The 23655-nt window shown below is 40.8% G+C and carries 23 protein-coding genes, 6 tRNA genes and 1 pseudogene; 2 read left to right on the top strand and 28 right to left on the bottom strand.

Annotation, left to right across the window (positions count from 1 at the left end; translation table 11 throughout):
• Positions 1 to 9 precede the first annotated feature (9 nt).
• From ACUW6H_RS09180 to tgt, 14 genes are all read right to left on the bottom strand, one after another.
• Complete coding sequence (locus ACUW6H_RS09180; protein ID WP_454364257.1) at positions 10 to 600, bottom strand: class I SAM-dependent methyltransferase; 591 nt, start codon at positions 598 to 600, stop codon at positions 10 to 12.
• Between the two features lie 32 nt (positions 601 to 632).
• The gene (comGG, locus tag ACUW6H_RS09175) at positions 633 to 1046 is read right to left on the bottom strand and encodes a competence type IV pilus minor pilin ComGG (protein ID WP_454364255.1); all 414 of its coding nucleotides are present in this window, start codon (positions 1044 to 1046) and stop codon (positions 633 to 635) included.
• Positions 1024 to 1485, bottom strand: a complete 462-nt coding sequence (gene comGF / locus ACUW6H_RS09170; RefSeq protein WP_454364253.1) for a competence type IV pilus minor pilin ComGF — start codon at positions 1483 to 1485, stop codon at positions 1024 to 1026. The genes comGG and comGF overlap by 23 nt, the downstream gene beginning before the upstream one ends.
• A complete protein-coding gene (gene comGE / locus ACUW6H_RS09165; RefSeq protein ID WP_454364251.1) occupies positions 1448 to 1750 on the bottom strand; it encodes a competence type IV pilus minor pilin ComGE in 303 nt (100 codons plus the stop codon). Before comGE ends, comGF begins: the two co-directional genes overlap by 38 nt.
• A complete protein-coding gene (comGD, locus tag ACUW6H_RS09160) occupies positions 1713 to 2147 on the bottom strand; it encodes a competence type IV pilus minor pilin ComGD (protein ID WP_454364249.1) in 435 nt (144 codons plus the stop codon). The genes comGE and comGD overlap by 38 nt, the downstream gene beginning before the upstream one ends.
• Entirely contained in the window at positions 2110 to 2433 is a 324-nt protein-coding gene (gene comGC, locus ACUW6H_RS09155) for a competence type IV pilus major pilin ComGC (RefSeq protein ID WP_268703438.1), read from the bottom strand. The genes comGD and comGC overlap by 38 nt, the downstream gene beginning before the upstream one ends.
• A gap of 1 nt (position 2434) precedes the next feature.
• Entirely contained in the window at positions 2435 to 3451 is a 1017-nt protein-coding gene (gene comGB, locus ACUW6H_RS09150; RefSeq protein ID WP_268703458.1) for a competence type IV pilus assembly protein ComGB, read from the bottom strand.
• Positions 3399 to 4340, bottom strand: coding sequence for a competence type IV pilus ATPase ComGA (gene comGA, locus ACUW6H_RS09145; protein WP_454364246.1), 942 nt, complete (start codon positions 4338 to 4340; stop codon positions 3399 to 3401). Before comGA ends, comGB begins: the two co-directional genes overlap by 53 nt.
• Positions 4341 to 4404: 64 nt before the next feature.
• Positions 4405 to 4770 (bottom strand): DUF1033 family protein, encoded by a 366-nt coding sequence (locus ACUW6H_RS09140; protein WP_409003188.1) that lies wholly within the window; start codon positions 4768 to 4770, stop codon positions 4405 to 4407.
• A gap of 200 nt (positions 4771 to 4970) precedes the next feature.
• The gene (locus tag ACUW6H_RS09135) at positions 4971 to 7589 is read right to left on the bottom strand and encodes a CAP domain-containing protein (protein WP_454364244.1); all 2619 of its coding nucleotides are present in this window, start codon (positions 7587 to 7589) and stop codon (positions 4971 to 4973) included.
• Between the two features lie 92 nt (positions 7590 to 7681).
• Entirely contained in the window at positions 7682 to 8368 is a 687-nt protein-coding gene (locus ACUW6H_RS09130; protein WP_268706020.1) for a hypothetical protein, read from the bottom strand.
• Positions 8369 to 8789: 421 nt separating this feature from the next.
• Complete coding sequence (gene nagA / locus ACUW6H_RS09125) at positions 8790 to 9941, bottom strand: N-acetylglucosamine-6-phosphate deacetylase (RefSeq protein WP_268703441.1); 1152 nt, start codon at positions 9939 to 9941, stop codon at positions 8790 to 8792.
• A 140-nt stretch (positions 9942 to 10081) separates the two neighbouring features.
• On the bottom strand, positions 10082 to 11899 hold the full coding sequence (locus ACUW6H_RS09120; RefSeq protein ID WP_454364241.1) for an acyltransferase family protein: 1818 nt from the start codon (positions 11897 to 11899) through the stop codon (positions 10082 to 10084).
• A 101-nt stretch (positions 11900 to 12000) separates the two neighbouring features.
• Positions 12001 to 13143, bottom strand: coding sequence for a tRNA guanosine(34) transglycosylase Tgt (gene tgt, locus ACUW6H_RS09115; protein WP_001285237.1), 1143 nt, complete (start codon positions 13141 to 13143; stop codon positions 12001 to 12003).
• Positions 13144 to 13259: 116 nt separating this feature from the next.
• Here tgt and ACUW6H_RS09110 point away from each other — a divergent pair, with 116 nt between their 5' ends.
• Positions 13260 to 14117 carry a DUF975 family protein gene (locus ACUW6H_RS09110; RefSeq protein ID WP_454364238.1) on the top strand — a complete coding sequence of 286 codons (858 nt, stop codon included), beginning with the start codon at positions 13260 to 13262 and terminating at the stop codon, positions 14115 to 14117.
• Between the two features lie 111 nt (positions 14118 to 14228).
• On the opposite strand, the gene ACUW6H_RS09105 is transcribed toward ACUW6H_RS09110, so the two are convergent.
• The 8 genes from ACUW6H_RS09105 to ACUW6H_RS09070 all read right to left on the bottom strand — a co-directional run bounded on the left by ACUW6H_RS09105 (position 14229) and on the right by ACUW6H_RS09070 (position 22658).
• A complete protein-coding gene (locus ACUW6H_RS09105; RefSeq protein WP_096405908.1) occupies positions 14229 to 15437 on the bottom strand; it encodes a LysM peptidoglycan-binding domain-containing protein in 1209 nt (402 codons plus the stop codon).
• Between the two features lie 165 nt (positions 15438 to 15602).
• Positions 15603 to 16223 (bottom strand): HAD family hydrolase, encoded by a 621-nt coding sequence (locus ACUW6H_RS09100; RefSeq protein WP_454364236.1) that lies wholly within the window; start codon positions 16221 to 16223, stop codon positions 15603 to 15605.
• A 3-nt stretch (positions 16224 to 16226) separates the two neighbouring features.
• Positions 16227 to 17507 (bottom strand): MATE family efflux transporter, encoded by a 1281-nt coding sequence (locus ACUW6H_RS09095; protein WP_454364234.1) that lies wholly within the window; start codon positions 17505 to 17507, stop codon positions 16227 to 16229.
• 60 nt (positions 17508 to 17567) lie between these two features.
• Positions 17568 to 19052 (bottom strand): threonine synthase, encoded by a 1485-nt coding sequence (thrC, locus tag ACUW6H_RS09090; RefSeq protein ID WP_096405904.1) that lies wholly within the window; start codon positions 19050 to 19052, stop codon positions 17568 to 17570.
• A gap of 75 nt (positions 19053 to 19127) precedes the next feature.
• Positions 19128 to 20405: a glutamate--cysteine ligase family protein gene (locus tag ACUW6H_RS09085; RefSeq protein ID WP_096405902.1), complete on the bottom strand. Its 1278-nt coding sequence runs from the start codon at positions 20403 to 20405 to the stop codon at positions 19128 to 19130.
• Positions 20406 to 20927: 522 nt separating this feature from the next.
• Positions 20928 to 21125, bottom strand: coding sequence for a hypothetical protein (locus ACUW6H_RS09080; RefSeq protein ID WP_096405901.1), 198 nt, complete (start codon positions 21123 to 21125; stop codon positions 20928 to 20930).
• A gap of 37 nt (positions 21126 to 21162) precedes the next feature.
• A complete protein-coding gene (locus ACUW6H_RS09075) occupies positions 21163 to 21972 on the bottom strand; it encodes an Nmad3 family putative nucleotide modification protein (protein WP_096405899.1) in 810 nt (269 codons plus the stop codon).
• Complete coding sequence (locus tag ACUW6H_RS09070; RefSeq protein ID WP_231906650.1) at positions 21969 to 22658, bottom strand: hypothetical protein; 690 nt, start codon at positions 22656 to 22658, stop codon at positions 21969 to 21971. Before ACUW6H_RS09070 ends, ACUW6H_RS09075 begins: the two co-directional genes overlap by 4 nt.
• A gap of 138 nt (positions 22659 to 22796) precedes the next feature.
• On the opposite strand from ACUW6H_RS09070, the pseudogene ACUW6H_RS09065 reads away from it, so the two are divergent.
• A pseudogene (locus ACUW6H_RS09065) lies at positions 22797 to 23048 on the top strand (tyrosine-type recombinase/integrase); the annotation flags it as partial.
• 72 nt (positions 23049 to 23120) lie between these two features.
• On the opposite strand, the gene ACUW6H_RS09060 reads toward ACUW6H_RS09065, so the two are convergent.
• From ACUW6H_RS09060 to ACUW6H_RS09035, 6 genes are all read right to left on the bottom strand, one after another.
• Positions 23121 to 23204 (bottom strand) — tRNA-Leu (locus ACUW6H_RS09060).
• A 9-nt stretch (positions 23205 to 23213) separates the two neighbouring features.
• Positions 23214 to 23285: transfer RNA gene (locus ACUW6H_RS09055), tRNA-Gln, on the bottom strand.
• 13 nt (positions 23286 to 23298) lie between these two features.
• A tRNA-His gene (locus ACUW6H_RS09050) sits at positions 23299 to 23371 on the bottom strand.
• 14 nt (positions 23372 to 23385) lie between these two features.
• Positions 23386 to 23456, bottom strand: a tRNA-Trp gene (locus tag ACUW6H_RS09045).
• Positions 23457 to 23467: 11 nt separating this feature from the next.
• Positions 23468 to 23548 (bottom strand) — tRNA-Tyr (locus ACUW6H_RS09040).
• 17 nt (positions 23549 to 23565) lie between these two features.
• A tRNA-Phe gene (locus tag ACUW6H_RS09035) sits at positions 23566 to 23638 on the bottom strand.
• Positions 23639 to 23655 lie beyond the last annotated feature (17 nt).

Raw genomic sequence — 23655 nt, 5'->3', positions numbered from 1 at the left:
ATCACTGCTTTAGTGAGCGAGTGATTTTTGGGCTACAGTTAAAAAGAGCTCTGCGTAATTTCCTAGGAAAAGACCTTCAGCACTATGAAGAATCTGACTGTCAATGCTCGAAAAACCAAACTGGTCGAGTTTGGTTTCCAGTTCAGCCAATTCAAAGCCGTGATGGTTGGTATCTGTCTTGACAAAATCAGCAATGAGGACTTGTCCATTCTCCCTAAGGTGTTGGTGAAACATGGCAAGGGTCGCGTCTAGATCAGGCATATGATGAAGAACCCGACTGACAACAATCAGATCAAATTGCTGGTCCAAGGGATTTGCCAGTAAATCCTGCTCCAAGAGTTGAAGATTCCTGATTTCTTGGTCCTCTGCTTTCAAACGGGCTTGCTCCAGCATTTTCTCCGAGATATCTACTAGGGTAACCGACTGGGCTTGCTTAGCTAGAGGCAAGGCTAACAGACCCGTCCCACCACCAAAGTCCAGTATTGCCTTATCTGATAGAAAATCAATCTGTTTTTCAACTGCCTGACAAACCAAGTTTGCAAGAAAGATATTTTTGGGCGAATCAAAGGTTTCTGCTTTGTGATTAAAATCGTGTTTCATGCTTTTAGTGTAACACAAAGAAGTTGAATTGCCTAGGAATTGGCTTTCTTTTCAGGCTTTTCTTCTGTTTTTTGTTGATTTTGTTCTGGGTTTAAATCAGTCCCTAGCTGTTGCTTTTTATCCGTTTTCTTTTCCTTGGCTTTCATCGAAGGAAAGAGAAATTCATAGTTGCTCTTATTCCTACGAACACTTGTTACAAAACCTGTTTTCGTATTTTGATAACTCACCTGACCTAGATTAAAGATCTGCTCCCCACTTTCTTGCTCGGCTTTATCCTTGGTTCGCTTGGCCATGGCAAAAGCAACCAATTTTTCTTTATTCAAAGCATAGTCTTGATAGTGGGCGACTTGTCGGTTCAAGTAAAATTGTAATAAAAGACTAAAGATGCCTGCCATGGTGACTGCATAGAGGAGAACACCTGCCTTAACTTTTTTCTTTTTCCACACGATAGATGAATTCCCTTTCTAAGCCTTTTTGGAATTGAAAACGAAAGCGAACCAGTTGATTCTCCTCTGTAATCTGCGCAGATTTGAGTCCATAAATCATAGGCTGATATCCTCGTCCACTAGCATCAGTTTTTCGAAAATCATCCGATTTTGACTTACCTATCGCAATTTCCTTGCCATCCTGCTTCATGTATAGGCGATTGCCCTCCACTTTTTCGAACTGCGAACGGTCTAATTCTACCTCCAACTGGTCCACAAACAAGAGCCACTCCTTTTGCTCGCTCTGTTGCTGGTAGCGAACTTCTGAAATGAGGAGCTGACTCATGGCTTGAAAGAGGAGTAAACTTCCACTGATGACAATGAGGGCAATCAGGGATTCTAACAGGGTAAAAGCCTTGACCTTATGGCTCTTTGATAGCCAACAACTGTTCTGAACCATAGTAGACCTCCAATCCCTTTTCACTAGAAAACACCTGAATCTCAACTCCGTTTATCTTTACCTGATTTTGACCTGTCTGCAGAGCCATCTTCGCCACACGCAAGACTTCTTCCTTTTGCAAGATTTCTGCCTCTTCTTGTCTATTTTTCTGAATTTGCCCCAAAAGAAGGGTCGCAATGCTGGCAAACACGGCTAGAGCAACTACCGCTTCCAGTAAAATCACTGCCCTAATTTTTTGTTTCTTTAATGCGTTTAATTTTTCCATTTCCTAGATATAATCGATAGCTGATTGCTCCTTTGCTGGTCTGAAATTCAACCTTAGCCAGAGATCTATTCCCACCAGTTCGGTCAAAGTGAATCGTCTGTCCTGATGGTGCTTGAATTCCTTTGGGAACGATCAATTTTTGACTGCCATTGCTAATGGTCTGTCCCTCTATGCTCAAACTTGTCTTTTGTTGACTAGCTACACTATGTTTTTGAGTTTCACGGTAGAGTTCTTCAAACTCCATAAAGAAAATCTGCTCCTCTACCGCCGCGAAACTTGACTGGACTGAACCTGATAAAGCCAAAGCAAGGATACTCACAAGTCCCAAAACCAAGAGACTCTCAAATATGGTAAAGGCCTTAATCTGCAACAGCTTGACTTGTTTTTTGTTTCGCATGGTAGTCTTTATAAGCTTTGACTTGCTCTGCTGTGATACGCCCGTCCGCCTGTAATTTGCTAAGACTAGCATCTTCATTCTTGTCCAGACTATAGAGTTCTGCCTGACTTTCCACCACCTTGACAACAGCAGCTTTTCCTTTGTCATCAACGGCATCCTTTTGCTTGGTCAAATTGGGCACAAAGAGTAAGAGGAGTACGCTGATGATGAGCAAGACGACTAACATTTCTACCAGAGTGAAAGCTTGAACCTTGGCTTTTTTTAATTTTGTCATGAGTTTTTTCATTTTAAAAATTTACCTCCATATTTTGATACATGGGCATAAGCATTGCCGCATAAAGTAAAACGATAATCAGGGCCACAAAGATAAAAACCAGTGGCTGCACCAGATTCATGGTGCGGTTGACTCGGGTAAAAAAGGCTTCCCAAGTTTTTTCAGCATAGATTTCCAACTCACTCCCCAGCTTGGATTTGACTTCCCCATACTCAATGATGAGACTCAACTCCTTTTTAAAGAAGGGATAGGTCTCTATGGTTTGAGAAAATTCACGGCCATTTTGCAGGGCTTGAGCTAGATCTTGACCGATTTCTTTAAAGAGCTGAGAGCCTTGTTCCTGCATAATCTGAAAAATCTGCATCAGCTCCATCCCCTGTGAAATCATATTGCCCCATTCACGCGCATAATAGGCTGTCAGATAGGTCTGAACAAAGATTCCAAGGAAAGGAATCCGTGCCAAAATAGAAAAGACACGCATCTTGGAACTTCTTTTATAAAAAGTGAGTGCTAAAAGGGAGAGTACGGAAACAGACCCTAGCATGCCCAGAAAAATTTGTGGCAGATTACCGATGATTTGGGTGGCGATATTGCTACTGTCCAGTTGAGGCAACAAATAGTTTCTCAACCCCAGCATGATTAGCAGGAGAAATCCTAGCAAAATCAAAGGATAGGTCGCTACTTCGATTAATTTTTTCTTGACCTTGGCCAGATTGTCCAGATATTCTTCTATCTTCCCCAGGCTCAGATGAAGATTCCCATGCACTTCAGCTAGAGATAATTGGGTCACAATAGCACTTGAAAAGCCCAAGCTGTCCATCATTTCTGAGAAAGATTTTCCCTGAGACAAGCCTTGGTACATCTGGGCTACATAGTCCTTTTCCAGCAGCGCACTTCTGCCCAAGAAAGAAATGATTTCCACCAAATGAAAGCCACTGGAGAAGAGATTATGAAACAGGGTGATAATTTTCTTCTGCTTAGCGGTAGCTAATTTTTTCCGTTTCAGCCTGAAGACTTGTGATATGTCCATCTTTAAGAAGCTGGTCAATCTGCTCATTCCAGCTAGTTGGCTGGTGTTCTTGATAGTCTTGGTTTGCAAAGTCAAGGATTCCTCCTCCCCCAATTAATCTCTGGTAGCAGACTCCTTGTAGGACAACTGCTAGTTCCTCCTCCGTCACACCTAACTCCAGAAGGCGCTCATAAACACCTCGGATACTCTTGGCATGAATGGTTGAAAAGACAGTCGCCCCTGTCAGACTGGCTCTAACCACTGCACGTGCCGTTTCGCTATCACGAATTTCACCGATAATCAAGAGGTCTGGGCGATGTCGGAGAGACAGTTTGATCAGATTTTCATAGGTCAGTCCAATCGCCTCATTCAACTGCAACTGGAGCATGTCGTCCTGCTTGATTTCGACAGGATCTTCGATGGACATAACCTGCTGCCCCTTAAAGAGGGACTTGGCCAATTCGTGCATCAAGGTCGTCTTACCACTGCCGACTGGACCGGCAAAAAGGTAGAGCCCCCTTTGCCTGTACTGCTCACCCAGTTCGTTCATATCCTGAAACCAGAAATGTAGCTCCTGCTCCTCATCGTGCAACAAACGAATGACCAAACTCTCATGTCCCCGATAATCTCCTACGGTTGACAAGCGCAGAGAAGACACCTTCTCTCCATACTGGTAGTCACAAGAGCCCAGCTGACTACGGCGTTTTTCTCCTACGTTCATCCCCGCCACAAACTTGAAATGACTAATCACAGCAGCTAAAACATCAAACTCATAGGAGTCAACTAGACACCGCTCGTCTCCAACCCGCATGTGAAGCTCATAGGACTTTTCCTTGGGAATGAAATAGATATCCTGAGCTCCTTTTTCCTTAGCGGTCGCAATCATTTTCTGTGCAATTTCTTGTACCATAGCTCCCTCCTTATCTAGACTATTCGCAAAAAAAATAAAAAAACAACTTTTAAAAGTTGCTTTTTTATCTCAATTTTATGCGGCAAGAACGGTGCTTTTCTTGACCTGTTTGTTTTTCATAACCTGGGCGTAGTTTTTCATCGGGTATGATGCCTTCGTCTTCGAGAAGGAGGAGGGAGTGATATTGTTGCAAATACTCATCACACTCATCACACCAGCGTTTATCAGCAGGATCCCAAAAAATAGTCATCAAATCACTCCGACTCTTATAAAGAGGATTCTTCTTTTCCAGCTCAAACCAGCATGATTTATAATATTTTAGAGCATCATAGTACTTGTCAAACCGTTGACTCATGATGACATCTTCTTCCCAACCTTCCATGAACCACCAAGGCTCAAAGTCCCCATACATTTCTATAACACGATACATATTCATTCATTTCCTTTGTATCGTATATTATAACTAATTCCATTGAACAAGGAAAGAAATATGCTCATTTCTTAATTTTTTGATAAAAAATTAAAAAGCTAGAGTTCCGCTATTGGAAATCTCTAGCTTTTTTGTGACTGAGAACTATTTTGTCTCAGACTCTTAAAACAATCTTATAAAGATGACAAATTTTATCCCTTTTAGCGTTCACGTTTACGTTTACGTTGAATTGTAAATCCTAAAATTAATCCCAAAATAGTATATCCACCGAGAGCTATCTGACGTTCCACTCGAGAATAACTACCAGTATTTGGTAACTCCTGTTTAGTCGCATCTTTTCTACTAAACGTAGATAATGTTTGAGATGGCGTGTCATTCGGTCCAGCACCTGCATGTTTTGGACTTGTCTTGTAGCCATTCAAATCAAAGGTTGGGAGTTCATCTACAGTTGGTGTAGTGATTGGAGTTGACCCAATACCATCTTTATTTTGCTTCACTTTGTAACCGTTCAATTCACCACTCAAATCAAGAGTTGGTAATTCGTCAACGGTCGGTGTCACAATTGTAGTTGCGCCAATACCGTCTTCATTTTGAGTTACTTTGTAACCGTTCAATTCAGCATTCAAATCGAAAGTTGGATGTTCAGTTGGTGTCACAGTTGGTGTTTCGCGAGTGACTGCAGAAACAACACCTGTCATGTCTTGATAAACTGCAAGGGCTTTGTCGATTGCGAGAATATCAGTCAAACGTTGAACACTAGATTTGGCGTCAGAAAGCTCTTTTTGAGCTTGTGCGTATGCTACTTTAGCATCGGCTACACGTTTATCAGCAGCAATCTTATCATCTTCAGCCTTAGTCAATTTGGCATTCAATTCACCTAATCGACCTTGCAAGCGAACAGCTTTATTGCGAATTGCAGTTGCATTATCGATTTCATCTTGAATAGCCGCCAAGCGGTTAGATAAGTGACCTACATAACTTGTAGCGCGGTCAGCAGCAATTCTCTTTTCTGCTAGAGTTGTTGCAGTTGCTTTAGCAGCCAACTTAGCAGTTGCAAGAGTTGCAGTCGCTTTGTTCAATTCGTTTGCTGCGTTTGCAATAGCTGTAGCACGCTGTTCTTTGCTACGTGTAGCGGCTGACAATTTACCAGACAATGCCGTTTGACGCGCGGCAAGGGTATTTCGTTCACCTTCTTGACGAGCTTTGAGGGCTTTTAAATCGTTGAGGGCACTTACCATAGCGCTGTCATCACCTTCTTGTTTGTGAGTCACAAATACAAAGTGATGGTCTGCGATAAATTTCATTTTGCGACCATAGAAGGTTGGGTTGAGCGCATCATCCTTGAAGTTATTGTAGTTATCCCAAAACTTCTTACTAGATTCACTTTCTTCTTCTAGATAAGTCGTACCATCCTCGTCAGTCGAATAAGTGCTACCTGTGTGCGCATTGTTCTCAAATGCGGCATAACGTGATGTGTCGTTAGAACCCGTGATGTTAGCGAGAGCTAGACCCATTTTACCACCCATAGGTGTTAGGAGGGCACGTCGGTGACCATGGTTAGCACCTGTTACGTTTGTGTAGTCATCATACCAGTTCAACAACATATCATAAGCCAATGTTTCGTTGGTCACAATATTGTTAAAATTGATGTATCCATCTTCGGATGATGTGACATCACCATATCCAGCAATAACATTTTCAAGACCTTTTTCGTTCTTGTGTCCTGGGGCAGTCAATGATGTCGCGTGACTCAAGACATTGTTACGTTGCATTTCATTAGCACGTTGTTGGGCATAATCTAAGTAAGCTTCATCCACTTGCATATTTCCAGCTACACCATTTGCTTCACGCAATTCATTAAGCAATTTCACAAATGCTTGAGACAATCCACGGTTGTCCACTTTGTAGCGGAATACTGGGCGTTTCTTGTAGGTGCGAGTGGCAACGTCATATGGCTCTTTGTTATATTCTTCAAGAGCTTTTTGGAAATCCAACATATCTTGAGTCGCTTCGATTTCAACAACCTTAACACCTTGGAAGTTTACAGGTTCCATTGTTGGGTTTCCTGATGGGTCTTTTGGTGTGTTATTACGGTTGTGCGCGTAATCCATAAGATTATCATGAGCTACCACATTACGTTCTGATGGATTCAAATCAATTGTTTTGATGACTGGTTTGTAATTATCCACTTCTTGCTGTTTAGCGTCGATACGAGTGCTGGTAGCCGCAATTTGTGCAGATTTCGCAGTCACTTGACTATTAACGTCATCCAATTCTGTTTGAATTTCTTTAGGGTCTTGACTGGTTGTTGCAGTTGCTTGATTCAAAGCAGCTTTCTTTTCTTCGACAGTTTTTTCCGCAACTGTAACAGCTTTTGTAGCATTATCATGCGCTTGTTGAGCTGCTACGAATTCACTTTTTGCTGTTTGTTCGGCGATTTTTGCGTCTGAAAGTTCAGCATTGAGTTCTGATTTCTGTTCAGTTTTGGTGCCAATAACCTTATTTTGTTCTTCAACAATTGTAGCTGCTTTTTGCGCCATCTTGATGTCTTCTTTGACATCCGCTACAGCTTTTTCAGCGGTTGACTGTTGACCTTCTGCAACTTTAACATCATTAGTCTTTTGATCAATGGTTGTTTGTGCAGATCTTGCAACCTCTTGAGCCCTACTCAAATCTTGACCTGTCACTACTGCTTTTTGTACGGTTGTTGGTGTGGTAGGTTGTGTAAACTCATCTGCTTGAACAGTTGTATTAACAACACCAGCACCGACAAGAACAGAAGTTAAACCAGCACCTAATAAAATATCTTTCTTTTGCATATTTTCTCCTAGTATAAAATTCAAAATGATTCAATTCCACATTATAACCTGTTCTCAAAAGAGAAACAAAGTTCGGTATTCTAATACTCTCATTATCTGTTTTCTATAATCCTATGATGAGTCCTTGTCTCTAATAATTGAATTGTCTGAATTACAGATTGATAGCGAACATTATCTTGGATAGTAGCTAAACTACTTTGCATCAATTCTTGATTGTATTCCACTCTTTCACGGTGTTTTTCTTCCGCCAGTAAATTAGCTGCTTCTTTAAAGTTATCAGCTCTATAAGTTTCTAGATAACTATATAAGAGATATAGGTCATCCATATTAAAATAATCTTCTGGAATTTCTTCTTTATAGTCAAGGAACTGCTTATCTCTCAACAGTTCTACACCTTTTTGGCGATATTTGTTAGAAGCATCATTATCATAAGCATTTGAAAATTCCTTCTTGGCAGACTGATTATAAAATGCTTTTACGATAGCAAAAATAGGAAAAAACAGCAATTGAAAGAATCCATAAGATAGAGGTATTTGTAAAATAATTAACGAAGTTATAGGTTCTCTATATATAATGGGCCCGAATATATTTACTATCAAAATAAAACTGATAATAATTATGTTAAATACTTTTTTAATTCTATAATATTTATCCATAATACCATCATAGGCTTTATTTTGTTCAGCCGAAATGGCCTTGTCCAAATCCGATACTGTTTTTAAAACTTGAAAACAATACCCAAACATATAAAGCAATTCTTCTCTATTGTATTTATTCATATTGGTTTAATATTTCCCTATAGCCATAATCCGATTTTTGAGTATATTTATCATACAACTATCTATTATACCCCCCCCCCGAATGCCTTTGTCAAGCGATTTCTATTACTTTCAATAAAATATTTTATTGCCATCTATCTAGATTTTTGTTATCTGAAAATGATTGATATCGAGTATGTCACAACACTCAAAACTGATCAAAAAATAGTTTCATTTAAAAATTATTGTTTAAAATCATTACTTTTAGTTTCAATCACTATCAAATCAAATTTGATTGCATGAAATTCACCAATCAATTTAAGAATCTGAAACATATAGTTAGATAAACCACCATCTAATTTTTTTAAACAACACAAAAGAGGCTGGGAAAAGTCTTTAAAATAAAAAAGCAGAAGCTAGTCTCTAACTTCTGCTTTCCCTCTTATGCTTGATAACGTTTCACACCATCTAGATAGGTAGCTACCAATTCCAAATCTTTATCTAGCACGATAAAGTCAGCATCGTAGCCTTCACGGATTTGTCCACAGACATCATCAATGTGAACAGATTTTGCTGGGTTGAAGCTGGCCATCATGACTGCTTCATGTGGAGAGGCAATGTTCCAGTCAACCACATTCTTCAAACCGTCTTTGAGTTTGAGAATAGAACCCGCCAAGTTACCTGTGGATTTGAGACGAGCAGTTCCATTTGCAACGACAACTGGGAATTCTCCCAACATGTAGTCGCCGTCTTCCAATCCACCAGCTGTCATACAGTCTGTGATAAGAGCAATATTTTCTGTTCCTTTTTGTTTGATAAGGATTTCGCAGGCTTTCGGATCCACGTGGTGACCGTCACAGATCAACTCTGCATAGGTATGAGGTAATTGATACATGGCTCCAACCATACCGAGTTCACGGTGAGTCAACCCACGCATCCCATTGTAGGCATGTACCCAAACACTTGCTCCAGCATCAACTGCTTTTTTAGCCTCATCAAAAGTCGCATTTGAGTGTCCAAGAGCAACCGTCACACCTTCGCCCGTAACCGTACGAACAAAGTCTTCTACACCTTCACGTTCTGGCGCAAGGGCGATTTTATTGAGCAAGCCATTTGCTGCTTTTTGCCAAGCACGAAACTCATCCATACGAGGATCTTTCATGTAGGCAGGGTTTTGAGCTCCCTTGTATTTCTCTGTGAAATACGGACCTTCAAAATAGATACCACGAATCTTGGCTCCAGTTGCTTCCTGGTAACGGGCACCGATATTTTCTGTTACTGCGAGCAATTGCTCATAAGAAGAAGTCAAAGTAGTTGGCAAGAAGCTCGTTACTCCCATGCTGAGGAGCCCTTCACTCATGGTATGAAGCGTTCCTTCGATGTTATTATCCATGACATCCACACCGCCAAATCCATGAATGTGGGTATCCACAAGTCCTGGGGCAATGCTATAACCTGTATAGTCAATCACCTCAGCTCCTTCAGGAATCTCTTCTACATGCTTTCCAAACTTACCATCCACAAGTTCCAAGTAGCCGCCACGACGAACTCCGTGTGGATAGAAAAACTGATCCGCTTTAATATAATTAGGCATAATGATAACCTCCTTGATAGATTGTTTCTAGAATTTATTATGTCAATTACATTATAAACCTTTCTTTTTCATTTGTAAATGGTATAGACCTATTTTCTAGAGATATTTTAAAAGAGCTGGATATCTCCAACTCTTTGATTTTATTTTGATTTCACAGGTAGTTCTTGAGCGGCCTTAACAGCAGCTGCAATCGTCTCTGCGTAAAGTTTAGCACCTTCTTCAATCATGTTGCTATCATTTCCAAAGTGGACTTGGTCGGTTCCAGCCCAGATTTCAGGGTGTTCCTTAGCAACCTTATTCCAGTCAGCGATGCTCACGTAAGGATTCTTTTCAGCTAATTCCCGTGCATAAGCCGCATACTGCTCCACTGATGTGTAAGTGTCCTTGCTCTTATCTCCCTCATAAGGTGTAACAAGAATGAGATGGTGTCCTTTCGGTAGATTGCTAACGATGCTGTCCAAATCATTCTTATAACCTTCAGGATTGTTGACTCCCGTTGCAATGACAACTGTTTTTAGTAGTGCCTTGTTCTGACTATTATTGAGCATGATGTCATTGGCTTGCTTGGTCGTCCGACTAACCTGGGCATTGATATTTGCTTCAGGAAGCGCCTCTTGTAAGGCTGTATTGGCACGCAAGGCTACCGAATCTCCTATCAGACTTGTTCCCTCAGAAATTCCCAGGCGACTCAGTTCGGCTTGTTCAGCAAGAGTCTTTGTTTGTCCTATATTAGTTTGCGCTTGTTTAAAACCATTGACCATCAAGTCTGTTTCAAAGGCTCCAACTTGGGGAGATACAATAGTAATCACCAAAGCAATCACTACAAGGATTCCCACACTAGAAGCACTAATGGATTTGATATGAGGCAGTTTACTGATTTTCCTAATGAAAGGATTGGTCCTACCAGCAATCAATGGCTCAATAATATAAAAGGACAAGATAGCAAAGAAATAGGAAAAGATAACTGTCAGGATAACAGCTAATAGATTCCCCATTAATTGAGAAAAGATAATATAGAAAGGCCAGTGGAAGAGATAAACCGCATAGCTGGTATCCGCTAGAAAGGTGATTATCCTAGGTTCTTGTATCTCTGGAGTCTTCTCATGCAAGACACGTGCAGCGAAAATCATGACCACGGCTGCTAAGCTGGCAAGTAAGAAACCAAACAAGTAAGCGAACAGGTAGGTAAACTTAACAAAGAAAGTCAGAAGCAACAATACCAAAAGCCCTGCAGCAAACACCAGTAGATTCTGACGAAGATTCCACATTCGATCAAATTGTTTGACCAAATCAGTCGTCTGACGAACTCCCACAACTGTCGCAAGGATACTTCCTAAAAAGAAAGGGTAGACATGGGTTAGACTTGAAAAATAGACAGACGAATAGGAACTAGCCATGAGACTACCAATAAACATAGAGAAGAAGCTAAGGATGAATGCTCCCGCAGACAGGAGAAAGACGGTTCCTCTCAACTGACTACTAGATTTTGATCGTTTAGACAAGAACCAGACAGCCAAACCCCAAAGGATGTAGTAGTGAACCTCAACAGCCAAACTCCAGTTATGAACAAAGAGGTGGGGAATGAACTGAGATTCGTAACTGCCCCCCGTAAGCATTTCATAGAAGTTGGTCACAAAGCCGAAAACTCCAGCAATCTGACCGCCAATACCTGCAACATAGTCTTGACGAACTAAGAGAGTAAAGGGCATGGTCACCAAAACCATCAAAACCACAGGTGGTACGATACGGTAAAACCGTCTCTTAAAAAAGCCCAGCAAATCAATCTGGCTTTTCTTACCAAACTCTTCCAAGAGGAGAGAGGTAATCAAGAATCCTGAAAATGTGAAAAAGACATCTACCCCGAAAAAGCCTCCAGGAAAGATGGTCTGAAAGAAGTGGTACAAGAGTACCAGTAGTAAACCTGTAATCCTAATCAAGGAAAACCATTTAATGCGCATACGAGTTTATTCTCCCTTTCGTTATACACTTTATTCTATCAAAAAAAGAAGAAAAATCCTACGAGAAAACGCAGGATTTTTTAGCTTCTATAAATTCCATTTTAGAAATTGCGGCCCGACTTATTGTAGCCATATTTTTCCACAAAATACTCACGGAATTCCAAGAGATTGTCATCCATGATGGCTTGACGGACTTGCTTCATAAGGTTGAGCAAGAAGTAGAGATTGTGGTAGCTAGTCAAGCGGATACCAAAGGTTTCATCAGCCTTGAGCAGGTGACGAAGGTAGGCGCGTGTGTAATTCTTACATGTGTAGCAGTCACACTCTGGATCCAGCGGTGTAAAGTCCTCCGCAAACTGAGCATTCTTGACAACCAAACGCCCTTGGCTGGTCATACAAGTCCCGTTACGAGCGATACGAGTCGGTAGGACACAGTCAAACATGTCCACCCCACGAATAACCCCATCAATCAAACTATCTGGCGCTCCCACTCCCATCAGGTAGCGAGGTTTGTTTTCAGGGAGAAGTTGGGTTGTGAAGTCCAAGACTGCATTCATTTCCTCATGGGTTTCTCCTACTGCCAAACCACCGATAGAGTAGCCAGGAAAATCCATGCTGACAAGGTCATGAGCCGACTGACGACGAAGATCTTCAAATCCCGCTCCCTGCACAATCCCAAACAAGCCTTGATCATGCGGACGACGATGAGCCTTCAAACCACGTTCAGCCCAACGACTGGTACGTTCGATTGATTTCTTAACGTAATCATAGGGTTGGTAAAACTGAGGACATTCGTCAAAGGACATCATGATGTCTGAGCCCAGATTATTCTGGATGGAGATGGCTTTTTCTGGCGATAGGAACATCTTGGAACCATTGAGATGGTTTTTAAAGGTTACTCCTTCTTCGGTGATATTACGGCTATCTGCTAGGGAATAAACCTGGAAACCACCACTATCCGTCAGGATTGGCTGGTCCCAGTTCATAAATTTGTGGAGACCACCTGCGCGAGCGATGAGTTCATCTCCAGGACGAAGCCAGAGATGATAAGTATTAGACAGGATAATTCCTGATCCCATCTCCTTCAACTCCTCTGGTGACTGGGTCTTGACCGTAGCTTGGGTCCCAACCGGCATAAACATAGGTGTCGGGAAGGTGCCGTGAGGGGTGATGATTTCCCCCAGACGAGCTCCCGTGTGTTTTTCTTTCTTAATCAAACGGTATTTGATTGGTGAATCTGACATTTTCTACCTCCGAAGCTGGGAAAGACAGTCCCAGTTCATACTTTGTGCCCAAAGGCATACTGTATGATTTTATCAAAAAAACCAGGAACTGTCACGAACTATGGTATAATGAGAGAATGAAATACCCAAAAATTGATTTAAAAACTATTCGTCTGCAGACGAGGCAATTTCAGGCTGAAAATCCCCGCCTCTTTCTGGTCTATCTCCTTCCTAGTATGCTGGTCATCTTATCAGGCTTTCTCAACCCCTTGGCTCGTCTCCAAGAAAGTGTTTTAGAGCAATCCTTTTTCAGCATGCTGGCACAAGTGCTCCAAGCCTATCTCTTCCCGCTAGTGGTTTCTTTTATGAGCACGATTTTTCTAGCAGGTGCTGCTTTTGCGACACTCCGACTCCTCAAGGATCCTGATACAGAACTCTCAGTAAAATCAAGCCTGGCCCTCTTTGCTGAAGAGCGCTTCTCGCAAACCTTCCTAACTCTGCTCCTCAAACGCTTCTACCTTTTTTTATGGAGCATTCCAAACTTAGTAGGCGTTTATTTCCTCTTTTATAGCAATCTCTTGGCTCGTAGATTTGTTGCCCTACATCCTGAGTTTCCAAAACTAGACCTCTCGTCGCTTGAAACCGAGCAATTCCTTATGACCTTTGGTCTCTACTTTTTCGCGAGCCTCATCTTGATGATTGTAGGAAATGCCCTCTATATCCCGCAACATTATGCCTACTCGCAGGTAGAATTCCTCCTCTGCGACACTCTGGATTTAGGCCAGGCTAAACCCAGTCAAATTCTGAAAACCAGTCGATTCTTGGTGAAAGGTTACAAATTTCAACGCTTTGTCCTCGACCTACAACTACTTCCTTGGCACTTCCTCAATTGGATCACTTTTGGAATTGCTAGTTTCTCCATCCTTCCCTATATCCAAAACAATCACATCTTCTTTTACAGAGCCCTACTAGCCCGTAAACGTCGAAATGGATAAAAACCTAAAAAAGCAGCATCTTGCAGGATGCGGCTTTTCTTATTATCCTGAAGAATTTACACACAAAAAAGAAGCGGGAACTTAATCAGTTCCCAACTTCCATTTTAATGATTAGTTCATTGAAACGTGAACGTGGTCATAGTGGTTTTCGGTCACACTTCCACGGTCTGGCATTGGATTCCACGTATAGGCTGGCCCATATTTACTATCATATGGAGCGTAGAAACGTTGTTTCCAAATGATATAGTTGATACCACGGCTAGCCATATTTTTGACTGCATATTCTGCAATTTGATCCCCTAGTGCTGAACTCACTGGAACCATGAAGTCGATGGCCAAACCTTTACCATGGTCCCCACTGTCACCAGGACGGTAGCCACTAAAGGATGTAATCCCAAACAAGTTGGCTACTTCTTCCTTAAAGGCTGCCGTTTGCGGTTGAAGACCAGCATTCTCAGACTTAGCTACAGCAAGTCCTGCATAGTCAGGAGCCGCTGGAGCTGAATACGTTCTTGAAGGAGTTTGGCTTTGCTCTGCTTGATAAGTCGAAGTTGCAGTGTCAGAAGTTGCTGTTGATGCTGCTTCTTCTGTTGCACTTGATCCTGCTGTATCAGCAGGTGTTTCAGTTGCTGGAGCAGCTGCTACTGGTGCTTCTGCTGGAGTTGTTGCTGCCGTTTCTTCGGTTACTGTAGTCGCTGCTTGAGGAGCTTCTTCAACTGGGCGAGTTGTTGCTGCTACTGGTGCTTCCGCTGGAGTCGTTTCAGCTGTTTCTTCAGCTACAGGTGTTTCTGTAGATGGTGTCTCTTCAGCAACTGTCGCTGTCTCAGAAACTTCTGAACTTGGCGCTACTTCTACTGGTTTTTCAGTCTCTGTTGCAGTTGGAGCATCCTCAATTGGTTGAGAAAGGTCTTCTACTTGAACTGTTTGTTCATCGACGGTCACTTGATTAGTCGTCAAATCAGCTGTCGCAGTCGTCACTTCTTCACTAGCATCTGTTTGAGGAGTTTGGATTTCAACTTCCGTCACCTCTTCTGCCTCATTGACAGTTGTAGTGAGGACAGTATCTGGGAAAATCAAGTCCATATTAGTGATTTTGTTCAAATTGGCAAGAACCGTCACATCTATCCCCAAAGCTTCTGCAATCGTGCTCAGGGTATCACCATACTGAACTGTATAGCTGTTTTTGTTCTCGTTTTTCGTCACGTCATTTTGGATTTGCTCAACGGTACGTGCTGTCCATGCAATTTCTTTCGCTTGAGTTGCCAATGCTGGCGCAAAAGACAAGGCTACTGTTGAGGCTAAAATAATTCTTTTCTTCATTCTTTCACATTCCTTTCAAATGAGTACCTGTCTATCATAACACAAAAAAAGCACAAAAAAAGCCCCCTCGGGCCTATTTAACAGAACTGTCTATTCCTTGTAACAAACACTATTACTTGAAATAGTTTGTTAGGTTTCTGTCACAAAACTGACACAATTTTCTCGTCACTTATCCTCAAAAATATGAGGAATATCTGCTAGTGCTTGAATCTTCTGATTCCCTTCATAGGACAATTCTAAAAAGTTAATGCTTTGAATGCCGCTATTCTGAGCGAATTCCACATCCAAAGTCCGGTCCCCTATATAATAAGTGTTATCAGGATCCAGCTGATATTTGTCTAGCAGATATGTCGCCGCTTCTGGACTAGGCTTGCGCTCAAAGCCACTCTGACTGGTTAAAATCTCTGTGAAATAACATTCCAAACCCAAGTTTCTTAGAATGGTAAGAGCATTGTCCCCCTTATGAGTATAGACAAACTGCTGAATCCCTGCTTGATCTGCCCAAGCTAGCACTTCACGCGCACCTGGCATCAAAACTACCTGGGCATTTTTCTCAGACAAGCTCTGGGCACGTACCTGATTGAGTACTTCCGCATCCAGCTTTCGCTCTTCTGCCACCTGCTCCAGCAAATCCTGCACCGAATACCTGAGGATAAACTCTCTCACTTTCTCCTTATCATAAAGAATAGAAAACTGAACAAATGTCTCCTCAATTCCTGACAAAATCGCTTCGTAAGAGTCCAATAAGGTTCCATCTAAATCCCAAATAAAAGCTGTTTTTCCCATTTCCTATCCTTTCAAGCTCATATAACGCTGGTAACGGTAGAGTAGAAATAACCATCGAAAACCATTGTCCAATAACGTTCCAGCCCAAATACCAGGTAAGCCCCAACCAAGCACAATCCCCATCAGATAGGCTGTCCCAATGCGGATACACCACATCCCAATACTTGTCGCATAAAAGGGGAGGCGAGCATTTCCCAAGCCCTGCCAAACTGCCGTATAAATAACTGTCCCTGTCGCCATGGGAGTCCCTAGTAGTGAGAAAAGTGCCACCAAAACGCTAGCTTCAACCGCAACAGGATCCGTCGTATAGAGATGTGTCAGTGGTGTCCCCAAGGCATAGATGCTAAGTGTTAAGGGCAACATAAGGACGAAAGAAAGCCAAAAGGTTTGTTTACTCAAACTAGCGACTCTTTCCCAATTATTCTCTCCAACTGCTCGAGCCACCTGCATGACTGTTGCCGTAGCGACGCCAAAGGCAGGCATATAGTTAAACTGGGTCAAGACTTCTCCGACTGCATTCCCCGCTACTGCCTCCGTCCCAAAAGAAACAACTAAGGCAATGATAACGACATCTCCAGCCCTCATCATGAGACGTTCTCCTGCTGCCGGTATAGCCAAAGTCAACAAATCCTTATCTAGACCAAAAGATGGCTTCTCATAAGGCAGTTTTAATTGCGACCATAAAATCACAAGACCAACCAAGCGAGACAGAATAGTCCCCCATGCAACACCAGCTATCCCCATATCAAGGACAAAAATAGCTAGACTCGAAAAGAGAATATTCAAGGCATTGGATAAAAAACTAACATAGAGGGGTAGACGTGGATTATGCGTTGCACGAATCAAGGCCCCAAAACTGGTCATCAAGCCCAAAAGAACAATTGAACCTCCCACCAAAGAAAGGTAGAGTCCTCCACTTTCGGCTACAGCCTGTTCAGTCCCCAAAAGTCCTATCATCTCTTTCCCAGCAAAGATAGACAAGGCTCCTAAAAGCAAACTCAGTAGCAAGGTAATCTTCAGCGCTTCAGTCACATGATAAGCTAGCTTGGACTGGTCTTTCTGCCCCATGCTTTTTGAAATAACACTGGAAATAGCAGCCCCCAAAGCGATGAAAATGGCCTGGTAAATCGTGATAACATTGCCAGCTACTGAAACACCCGAAATAGCGATCAAGCCCAAGTGGGCGACCAAGTAGCTGTCCACCATCCCCATGAGCATCTGCAAAAAGTTTTCACCCATAGCTGGCAAGGCAATATTAAGAATGTCTTTATTTTTCTTAAACAATCTCTCCTCCTGATGAAAAGAAACTCAGTTGGTTTCCCAACCGAGTTTACTTCCTCTGTCTTAAAGTCCTAGATAAGTCTCCACCGCTGCTTGCATGTCAGCAGCTGCCACTGTTGTTTTATGACGAACCGGAGCTGTTTCAAGCCCATCAACCGCTGGTGGCACTGCCACTCCTGAAATGTCATGTAATTGAGCCAAGGCTTCAAAGTCAGTCAAGCCTGATTTTCCTGTTACCGCTTCTACGGCAACCACTGGGAACTTGTATGGACTAGCTGTTGAAGCAATCACTGTCTTAGTCGCATCGCCAGTAGCCACTTGGTATTTTCTATAAACAGCTGAGGCAACAGCTGTGTGTGGGTCCTCGATGTAGGCATCTGTATCATAAACACGTTTAATTTCTGTCGCAGTTTCTTCCTCAGTCGCATATTCAGCTACAAAGAGTTCCAGAATCGCTGCATCAAAGTCTGTCAATTCATATTGTCCTTGTGTACTCAAGGCATTCATGAGTTCAGCTGTCTTAACCGCATCATTCCCCAAAAGATGGAAAATCAAACGCTCCAAGTTTGAAGATACCAAGATATCCATAGATGGACTAGTTGTTACTTTAAACTCACGTTTCTTATCGTAAACACGTGTCTTGAAGAAGTCAGTTAAAACATTATTGTCATTTGAAGCACAGATCAATTTACCAACTGGCAGACCGATTTGTTTAGCATAAAAGGCAGCCAAGATATTTCCAAAGTTTCCTGTTGGTACTGTGAAGTTGACCTTATCACCAGCCACAATCTCACCAGACTTGACCAACTGAGCGTAGGCATAAACATAGTAGACAATCTGTGGTACCAAACGACCAATGTTCATAGAGTTAGCTGATGAAAATTGCAGTTTATTGGCAGCCAACTTTTCACGCAGAGCTACATCGTTAAACATATGTTTGACGTTAGTTTGCGCATCGTCAAAGTTACCATCAATAGCAATAACATGAGTATTGTCGCCAGTCTGAGTAGTCATTTGCAACTCTTGCACCTTGCTGACACCATCCTTTGGATAAAAGACGATAATCTCAGTTCCAGGCACATCGGCAAACCCTGCCATAGCAGCTTTCCCAGTATCACCCGATGTCGCTGTCAAAATGACAATCTTGTTCTCCAAACCATGCTTTTTAGCAGCCGTCGTCATAAAGTATGGCAAGATAGACAAGGCCATATCCTTAAAGGCAATCGTTGAACCATGGAACAATTCCAAGTTGTATTGCCCATCCAGTTTCACCAATGGCGCAATAGCTGGAGTATCAAACTTGCTATCGTAGGCATTGTTGATACAGTAGTCCAACTCCTCAGCTGTAAAGTCATCTAAAAAGGCTGACAAAACTAACTTAGCCACTTCTTGGTAAGAAGCATCTTTTAATGTTTCAAAGTCCAAATCCACCTTTGGATAAGTAAGCGGTGTAAACAAACCACCATCCGTCGCCAAACCTTGCAAAATCGCTTGGCTGGCAGTTACTGTATTGTTCGCATCACGCGTTGATTGATAAACTAATGTCATGAATCTCTATCCTTTATCTATAGTCTTTTCCATTATATCATGATTTTTCAGAAAATTCTCCCTTTATCAGAGAAATTATAGGCCCAATTCTTCTTTCAAAGGCTGTAAGTAGGTCATTTCTTGCTTGCCTCTCTTCTCCAGTCCTTCCTCAGCTAGGATGAGTAAGTCTTTAGAAAATTCTCGAATCGCAGCTTCTTCCTCACCTGTGAGTTGTTTTTTAGAAAAATGTCGTCTTAAAAACTTATAATCACGACCAGCTGTGGTAAAAAATGGAGCAGTTCGCAAGTAAGCTTCAAGCTTGTCTAAATGAACCAACAATCCCAAGTGAAAGGCAGCAGAAGTAAAAGTTCTATCTAGAGCTTGCGTACAAACACTACGAAATTCAACTGTTCCTCGAGTCGTTAAGTCTTGGTACTGGTAACTACGATGGGTTTCAAAATCCTTCTCCCGAGGGTAAATAAGAACTTCATCCCCATTAAGGGTAAATGCCTGAATTTCAGGTGTAGCCAAATAATCTCTAGCCTGAATCGGATAAAAATAATAGGTCTGCCCATCACGCTCCGCAGTAAAAATCGCAGAATAATTTAGATAGTCAAAAAAATCATCCTCGTCTTTAAAGAGTCTAGTATTGACACCGACATTCTCTGGATAGATACCATGCATGGATTCTTCCCAAAAAATATCCCTGGAAATCTTAGTATCCCAATCTGCCCCTGAAAACTCAGAGTTTGCAAACAAATAGGCTTTTGCTGCTTCAATTTGCGTAAAAGCATTGATAACACGCAGGTAGTTGGACCTTGAAACGTCTAGTTGAACCTGACTCCCACAGATAAAGGCTCCATACTCAGGGAATTGATGTAAATCTGATTTAGTAACATTTCTACTCAAATTCAAATAATCCATCAACATCTGATAGCGGGGATAAGCCACTGGACAATTCTCATTTTTATCCCAGTTGGGATGAATACCACAACCAACAATAGCATGATTAGCTTCGCCCAACTTATTCTGAATCGTAGCCATATAGAAGTTAAAGCGTTCTTCTACCTCTTGGATAGATTCGGCCTTTCCGAATGCAAACTCGATAGTTGTATAGGAGACTTCGAATAAGATAGTATCTTGGCTAACTGGATCAAGTAACTGAATTGGATTCCCAAAATCATCCACTTTTTCGATAGTAAATCCCAGTACTGATGGTAAATACCGAAAGAGATCCTTACCAACTTCACCATCTGTAGCTTTACCCTCTAAATTTACAATCGGAAATTCTAACTCAATCCCAATAAATAAATCTGGGTTCTCTTTTATATTCTTTAAGTAACGTTTCTTTAGTAATTCAACAGACCGAGACATTAATCACCAAACTCTTTCATAATCAAAATAAATTGTGAATAAGTAATATTATACCAAAAATACACTAAAAATGACTAGAATAAGAAGAAAAAGATCATTCATCAGTTATCTGTACTTAAAGAAAAATATCAAAATCTTCACTAAATCAAAAAACAAGGTCCGAAAACCTTGTATTTCATACTATACCGGCGGCTGGGGTCGAACCGGCACGTCCTAATGGACACTGGATTTTGAGTTCTATGAATACATTTTTTAACTCTTATAACCTTGATTTAATAGGGTTTTAGGACTTTTGAATCTTGCAAAATAGACTCATTTTTCAAATTTTTGTAACTTTTTGGTAACACTCCATACCGTATCGTTCTAAGAGCATCATCAGAGAATAGACGATATATCCCAACAGGTTATATTCATCCAGAGGTATTCAAGACACTTGTACGATTATTTGAGGTATATAGAATATTAACAAACTAGACATAAATTAGGTCTAATTTTTGTATAAATGACTCTAATATTTTTCTTTTAGATAATTCCTAAAGCATTTTTTACTACTCTAATACCATCATCAATACTTCCGGCATACTGAATGTTTTGTTTAGCTTGGTCGATTTGAAAATCTGAAACAAATGTTCCTGGTGTCAAACTTTGACTATCAAATCCATTCGAAACTATAAACGTGTATTTCCCAGTCCAATCTTTTTCAACAGTTAATGTAATCATTTTATTTTCTCCTTTAATTAGGGTAAGTGTTTTTTTATTATAACAAAAATAACTCTTTAGCCCAAAAATTTGATAATTCATTTTCTAACAAAACTTTTTCTTGCCATATACCAGAATATTTTAAACCACAATCTTTAGCAGAATTTTTATGATTCCCATTTATATTTTCAGGCATGAGCGCTGGTATCTCTTTCCATACACTTCTTGATTTACCATTCATTGTTAATACTCTGTCATCGTGAAAATTAAAAGTTCCATATCCTTTTTCTTGAGGTAAAAATGATAAGTTTTCACTTGGGATATAAAGCATATTTGATTGCAAATTACTCATATGGTCGCAAGAATGAGGATGAAATGGATACATATTTTGCAGAGATTCTTTATCATTCATCATATTACCAATTTGCAAATAACCATAAATGATATTTAGATCCGGGGCATCTTTTTTAAAATGCAATGTTCCGTTGTAAATATCTCCTTCGGTTTGTCTAAACCATCCGAAAAATAGAAAAAGATCGCCGATAGAAACATTTTGATTTCTTAATAATCCCTGTGAGCTTTTAATTTGACCAAATGCTGCTCTCCAGTTAGAAACAGGAGTATTCCTAAGATTTCCTCTTATATCTGGATCAAGATGACAATTATAATGATTTGTTTTATCTTCTTTCCCTTTTAGTTGTCTTAAGATATCTGAAAATAATACTCCGTTATAGTTTAAGTCGTCAAAAGAGATACTATCAAACTTGGCAGGTATTGGCAATGAAAGTAGCGTCCCGTCAGGTAATATAGGACTCGGGATGGAACCATTGGATGAATCAAATCCCTTTCTTGATAAAATTATTTTCACAATTCTTTTCCTCGTATAAAGAATGGATGATAGGGCAAATCCATTACTTTGTTTTGTGAACCTAGTATAGTTTCAGCAAATTCCATTAATTCTAACACATCAGTAAATCTCTCTTCCGAATTATAAAATCCATTTTTAGCATTCCATCTTGGGAATGGTTTCCCATTCATTCTTGCTCGTTCTCCCATCGGAAAAAAGTCTAAAATTTCTTTAGGAATTTTAAGTGGAGACTTGCCAAAATAATTAAAACGGTCTGCAAGAATCACTATTTCTTTCATAAAACTTGATTGGTTTAATCCATACTTTTCAATCAGCCATTGATAAGTATAAGCATCTCTTCTATTATTAGATTTTGGAGAAAGTAAATATTCTTTCATTGTTAAAATTTCACTAATTTTAGCAACAAAAATTAGATGATTATATTTTGGAGTGATAAACATTCCTTGATCATCTCTCCATTTTTTCCCATCATTTGAATGCCCTGCTACAGCCATTATGTAAGCATCTACAGACTTAGAGTTTATTTTATCCGCCCAGTTCTTTTTAATATTCCTTCTTAGCTGAAGCATACATCCTCCTTCGGTAAGAAGATGAGGAGTTGTATCATAATTTTCTGTAAAGACACAAGGATTGATACCATAATCATGAGTCATTCTATAGCAGTAAAAAATGGTTTGTTTGTCCACTCTTTTACCTCCTTCTCTCCAAAAGTTTTTATATTCTAATTAAATATAGTATATCAAAAATGCTCTGTTGATGAAAGGGATTATACTCTTTTGTAAATACATGCTGAAGATAATTTAACGTTCGGATAACCTCAAGGAATAACAATTACAAAAAATATGATTGATAAGAAGTTTAAGCAAATACTAGAAAGGGGTAAAGATTTAAAGAAAATAAGAATACATGATTTGAGACACTCTCATACATCATTACTTATAAATCAAGGAGAGGATTATCTTGTTGTCAAAGAAAGATTAGGACACGCATCTATTACAACAACAATTGATACTTATTCTCATTTGTACCCTAGCAAACAGAAAACATTGGCTAATAAACTTGATGATTTATTTTAAAATGGAAAAATTGCTAACTCAACAAAAACTGATAAAAAAAGACAAGGTGCAAAAACCTTGTCTTTATTACTATACCGGCGGCCGGGGTCGAACCGGCACGTCCTTGCGGACACTGGATTTTGAGTCCAGCGCGTCTGCCAATTCCGCCACGCCGGCAAATAGTAACTGGGGTAGCTGGATTCGAACCAACGCATGAGGGAGTCAAAGTCCCTTGCCTTACCGCTTGGCTATACCCCAATAATATAAAATAGGCGAGTGATGGGGATCGAACCCACGCATGCCAGAGCCACAATCTGGTGTGTTAACCACTTCACCACACCCGCCATAATCATATTAACACGGGCAGTAGGAATTGAACCCACACTGAAGGTTTTGGAGACCTTAGTTCTACCTTTAAACTATGCCCGTAACTAAAGTAATGGAAGGGGAGGGATTCGAACCCCCGAACCCGAAGGAGCGGATTTACAGTCCGCCGCGTTTAGCCTCTTCGCTACCCTTCCAAGTTATAAATAAAATATGGCGCGAGACGGAATCGAACCGCCGACACATGGAGCTTCAATCCATTGCTCTACCAACTGAGCTACCGAGCCAAATTGCGGGAGCAGGA

The sequence above is a fragment of the Streptococcus sp. 151470009-6 genome (assembly GCF_053628175.1).
This window is presented reverse-complemented; position numbering and strand designations above follow the sequence as displayed.

Coding starts and splice junctions, on each gene's coding strand:
- nagA (WP_268703441.1), bottom strand. CDS start 9,941: ATGCCTAATTATATTAAAGCGGATCAGTTTTTCTATCCACACGGAGTT.
- ACUW6H_RS09105 (WP_096405908.1), bottom strand. CDS start 15,437: ATGAAGAAAAGAATTATTTTAGCCTCAACAGTAGCCTTGTCTTTTGCG.
- comGF (WP_454364253.1), bottom strand. CDS start 1,485: ATGGTTCAGAACAGTTGTTGGCTATCAAAGAGCCATAAGGTCAAGGCT.
- comGA (WP_454364246.1), bottom strand. CDS start 4,340: ATGGTACAAGAAATTGCACAGAAAATGATTGCGACCGCTAAGGAAAAA.
- comGC (WP_268703438.1), bottom strand. CDS start 2,433: ATGAAAAAACTCATGACAAAATTAAAAAAAGCCAAGGTTCAAGCTTTC.
- ACUW6H_RS09110 (WP_454364238.1), top strand. CDS start 13,260: ATGAAATACCCAAAAATTGATTTAAAAACTATTCGTCTGCAGACGAGG.
- thrC (WP_096405904.1), bottom strand. CDS start 19,052: ATGACATTAGTTTATCAATCAACGCGTGATGCGAACAATACAGTAACT.
- comGB (WP_268703458.1), bottom strand. CDS start 3,451: ATGGACATATCACAAGTCTTCAGGCTGAAACGGAAAAAATTAGCTACC.
- ACUW6H_RS09140 (WP_409003188.1), bottom strand. CDS start 4,770: ATGTATCGTGTTATAGAAATGTATGGGGACTTTGAGCCTTGGTGGTTC.
- comGD (WP_454364249.1), bottom strand. CDS start 2,147: ATGCGAAACAAAAAACAAGTCAAGCTGTTGCAGATTAAGGCCTTTACC.
- comGE (WP_454364251.1), bottom strand. CDS start 1,750: ATGGAAAAATTAAACGCATTAAAGAAACAAAAAATTAGGGCAGTGATT.
- ACUW6H_RS09130 (WP_268706020.1), bottom strand. CDS start 8,368: ATGAATAAATACAATAGAGAAGAATTGCTTTATATGTTTGGGTATTGT.
- ACUW6H_RS09100 (WP_454364236.1), bottom strand. CDS start 16,223: ATGGGAAAAACAGCTTTTATTTGGGATTTAGATGGAACCTTATTGGAC.
- ACUW6H_RS09180 (WP_454364257.1), bottom strand. CDS start 600: ATGAAACACGATTTTAATCACAAAGCAGAAACCTTTGATTCGCCCAAA.
- ACUW6H_RS09080 (WP_096405901.1), bottom strand. CDS start 21,125: ATGATTACATTAACTGTTGAAAAAGATTGGACTGGGAAATACACGTTT.
- ACUW6H_RS09120 (WP_454364241.1), bottom strand. CDS start 11,899: ATGCGCATTAAATGGTTTTCCTTGATTAGGATTACAGGTTTACTACTG.
- ACUW6H_RS09135 (WP_454364244.1), bottom strand. CDS start 7,589: ATGCAAAAGAAAGATATTTTATTAGGTGCTGGTTTAACTTCTGTTCTT.
- ACUW6H_RS09085 (WP_096405902.1), bottom strand. CDS start 20,405: ATGTCTCGGTCTGTTGAATTACTAAAGAAACGTTACTTAAAGAATATA.
- tgt (WP_001285237.1), bottom strand. CDS start 13,143: ATGTCAGATTCACCAATCAAATACCGTTTGATTAAGAAAGAAAAACAC.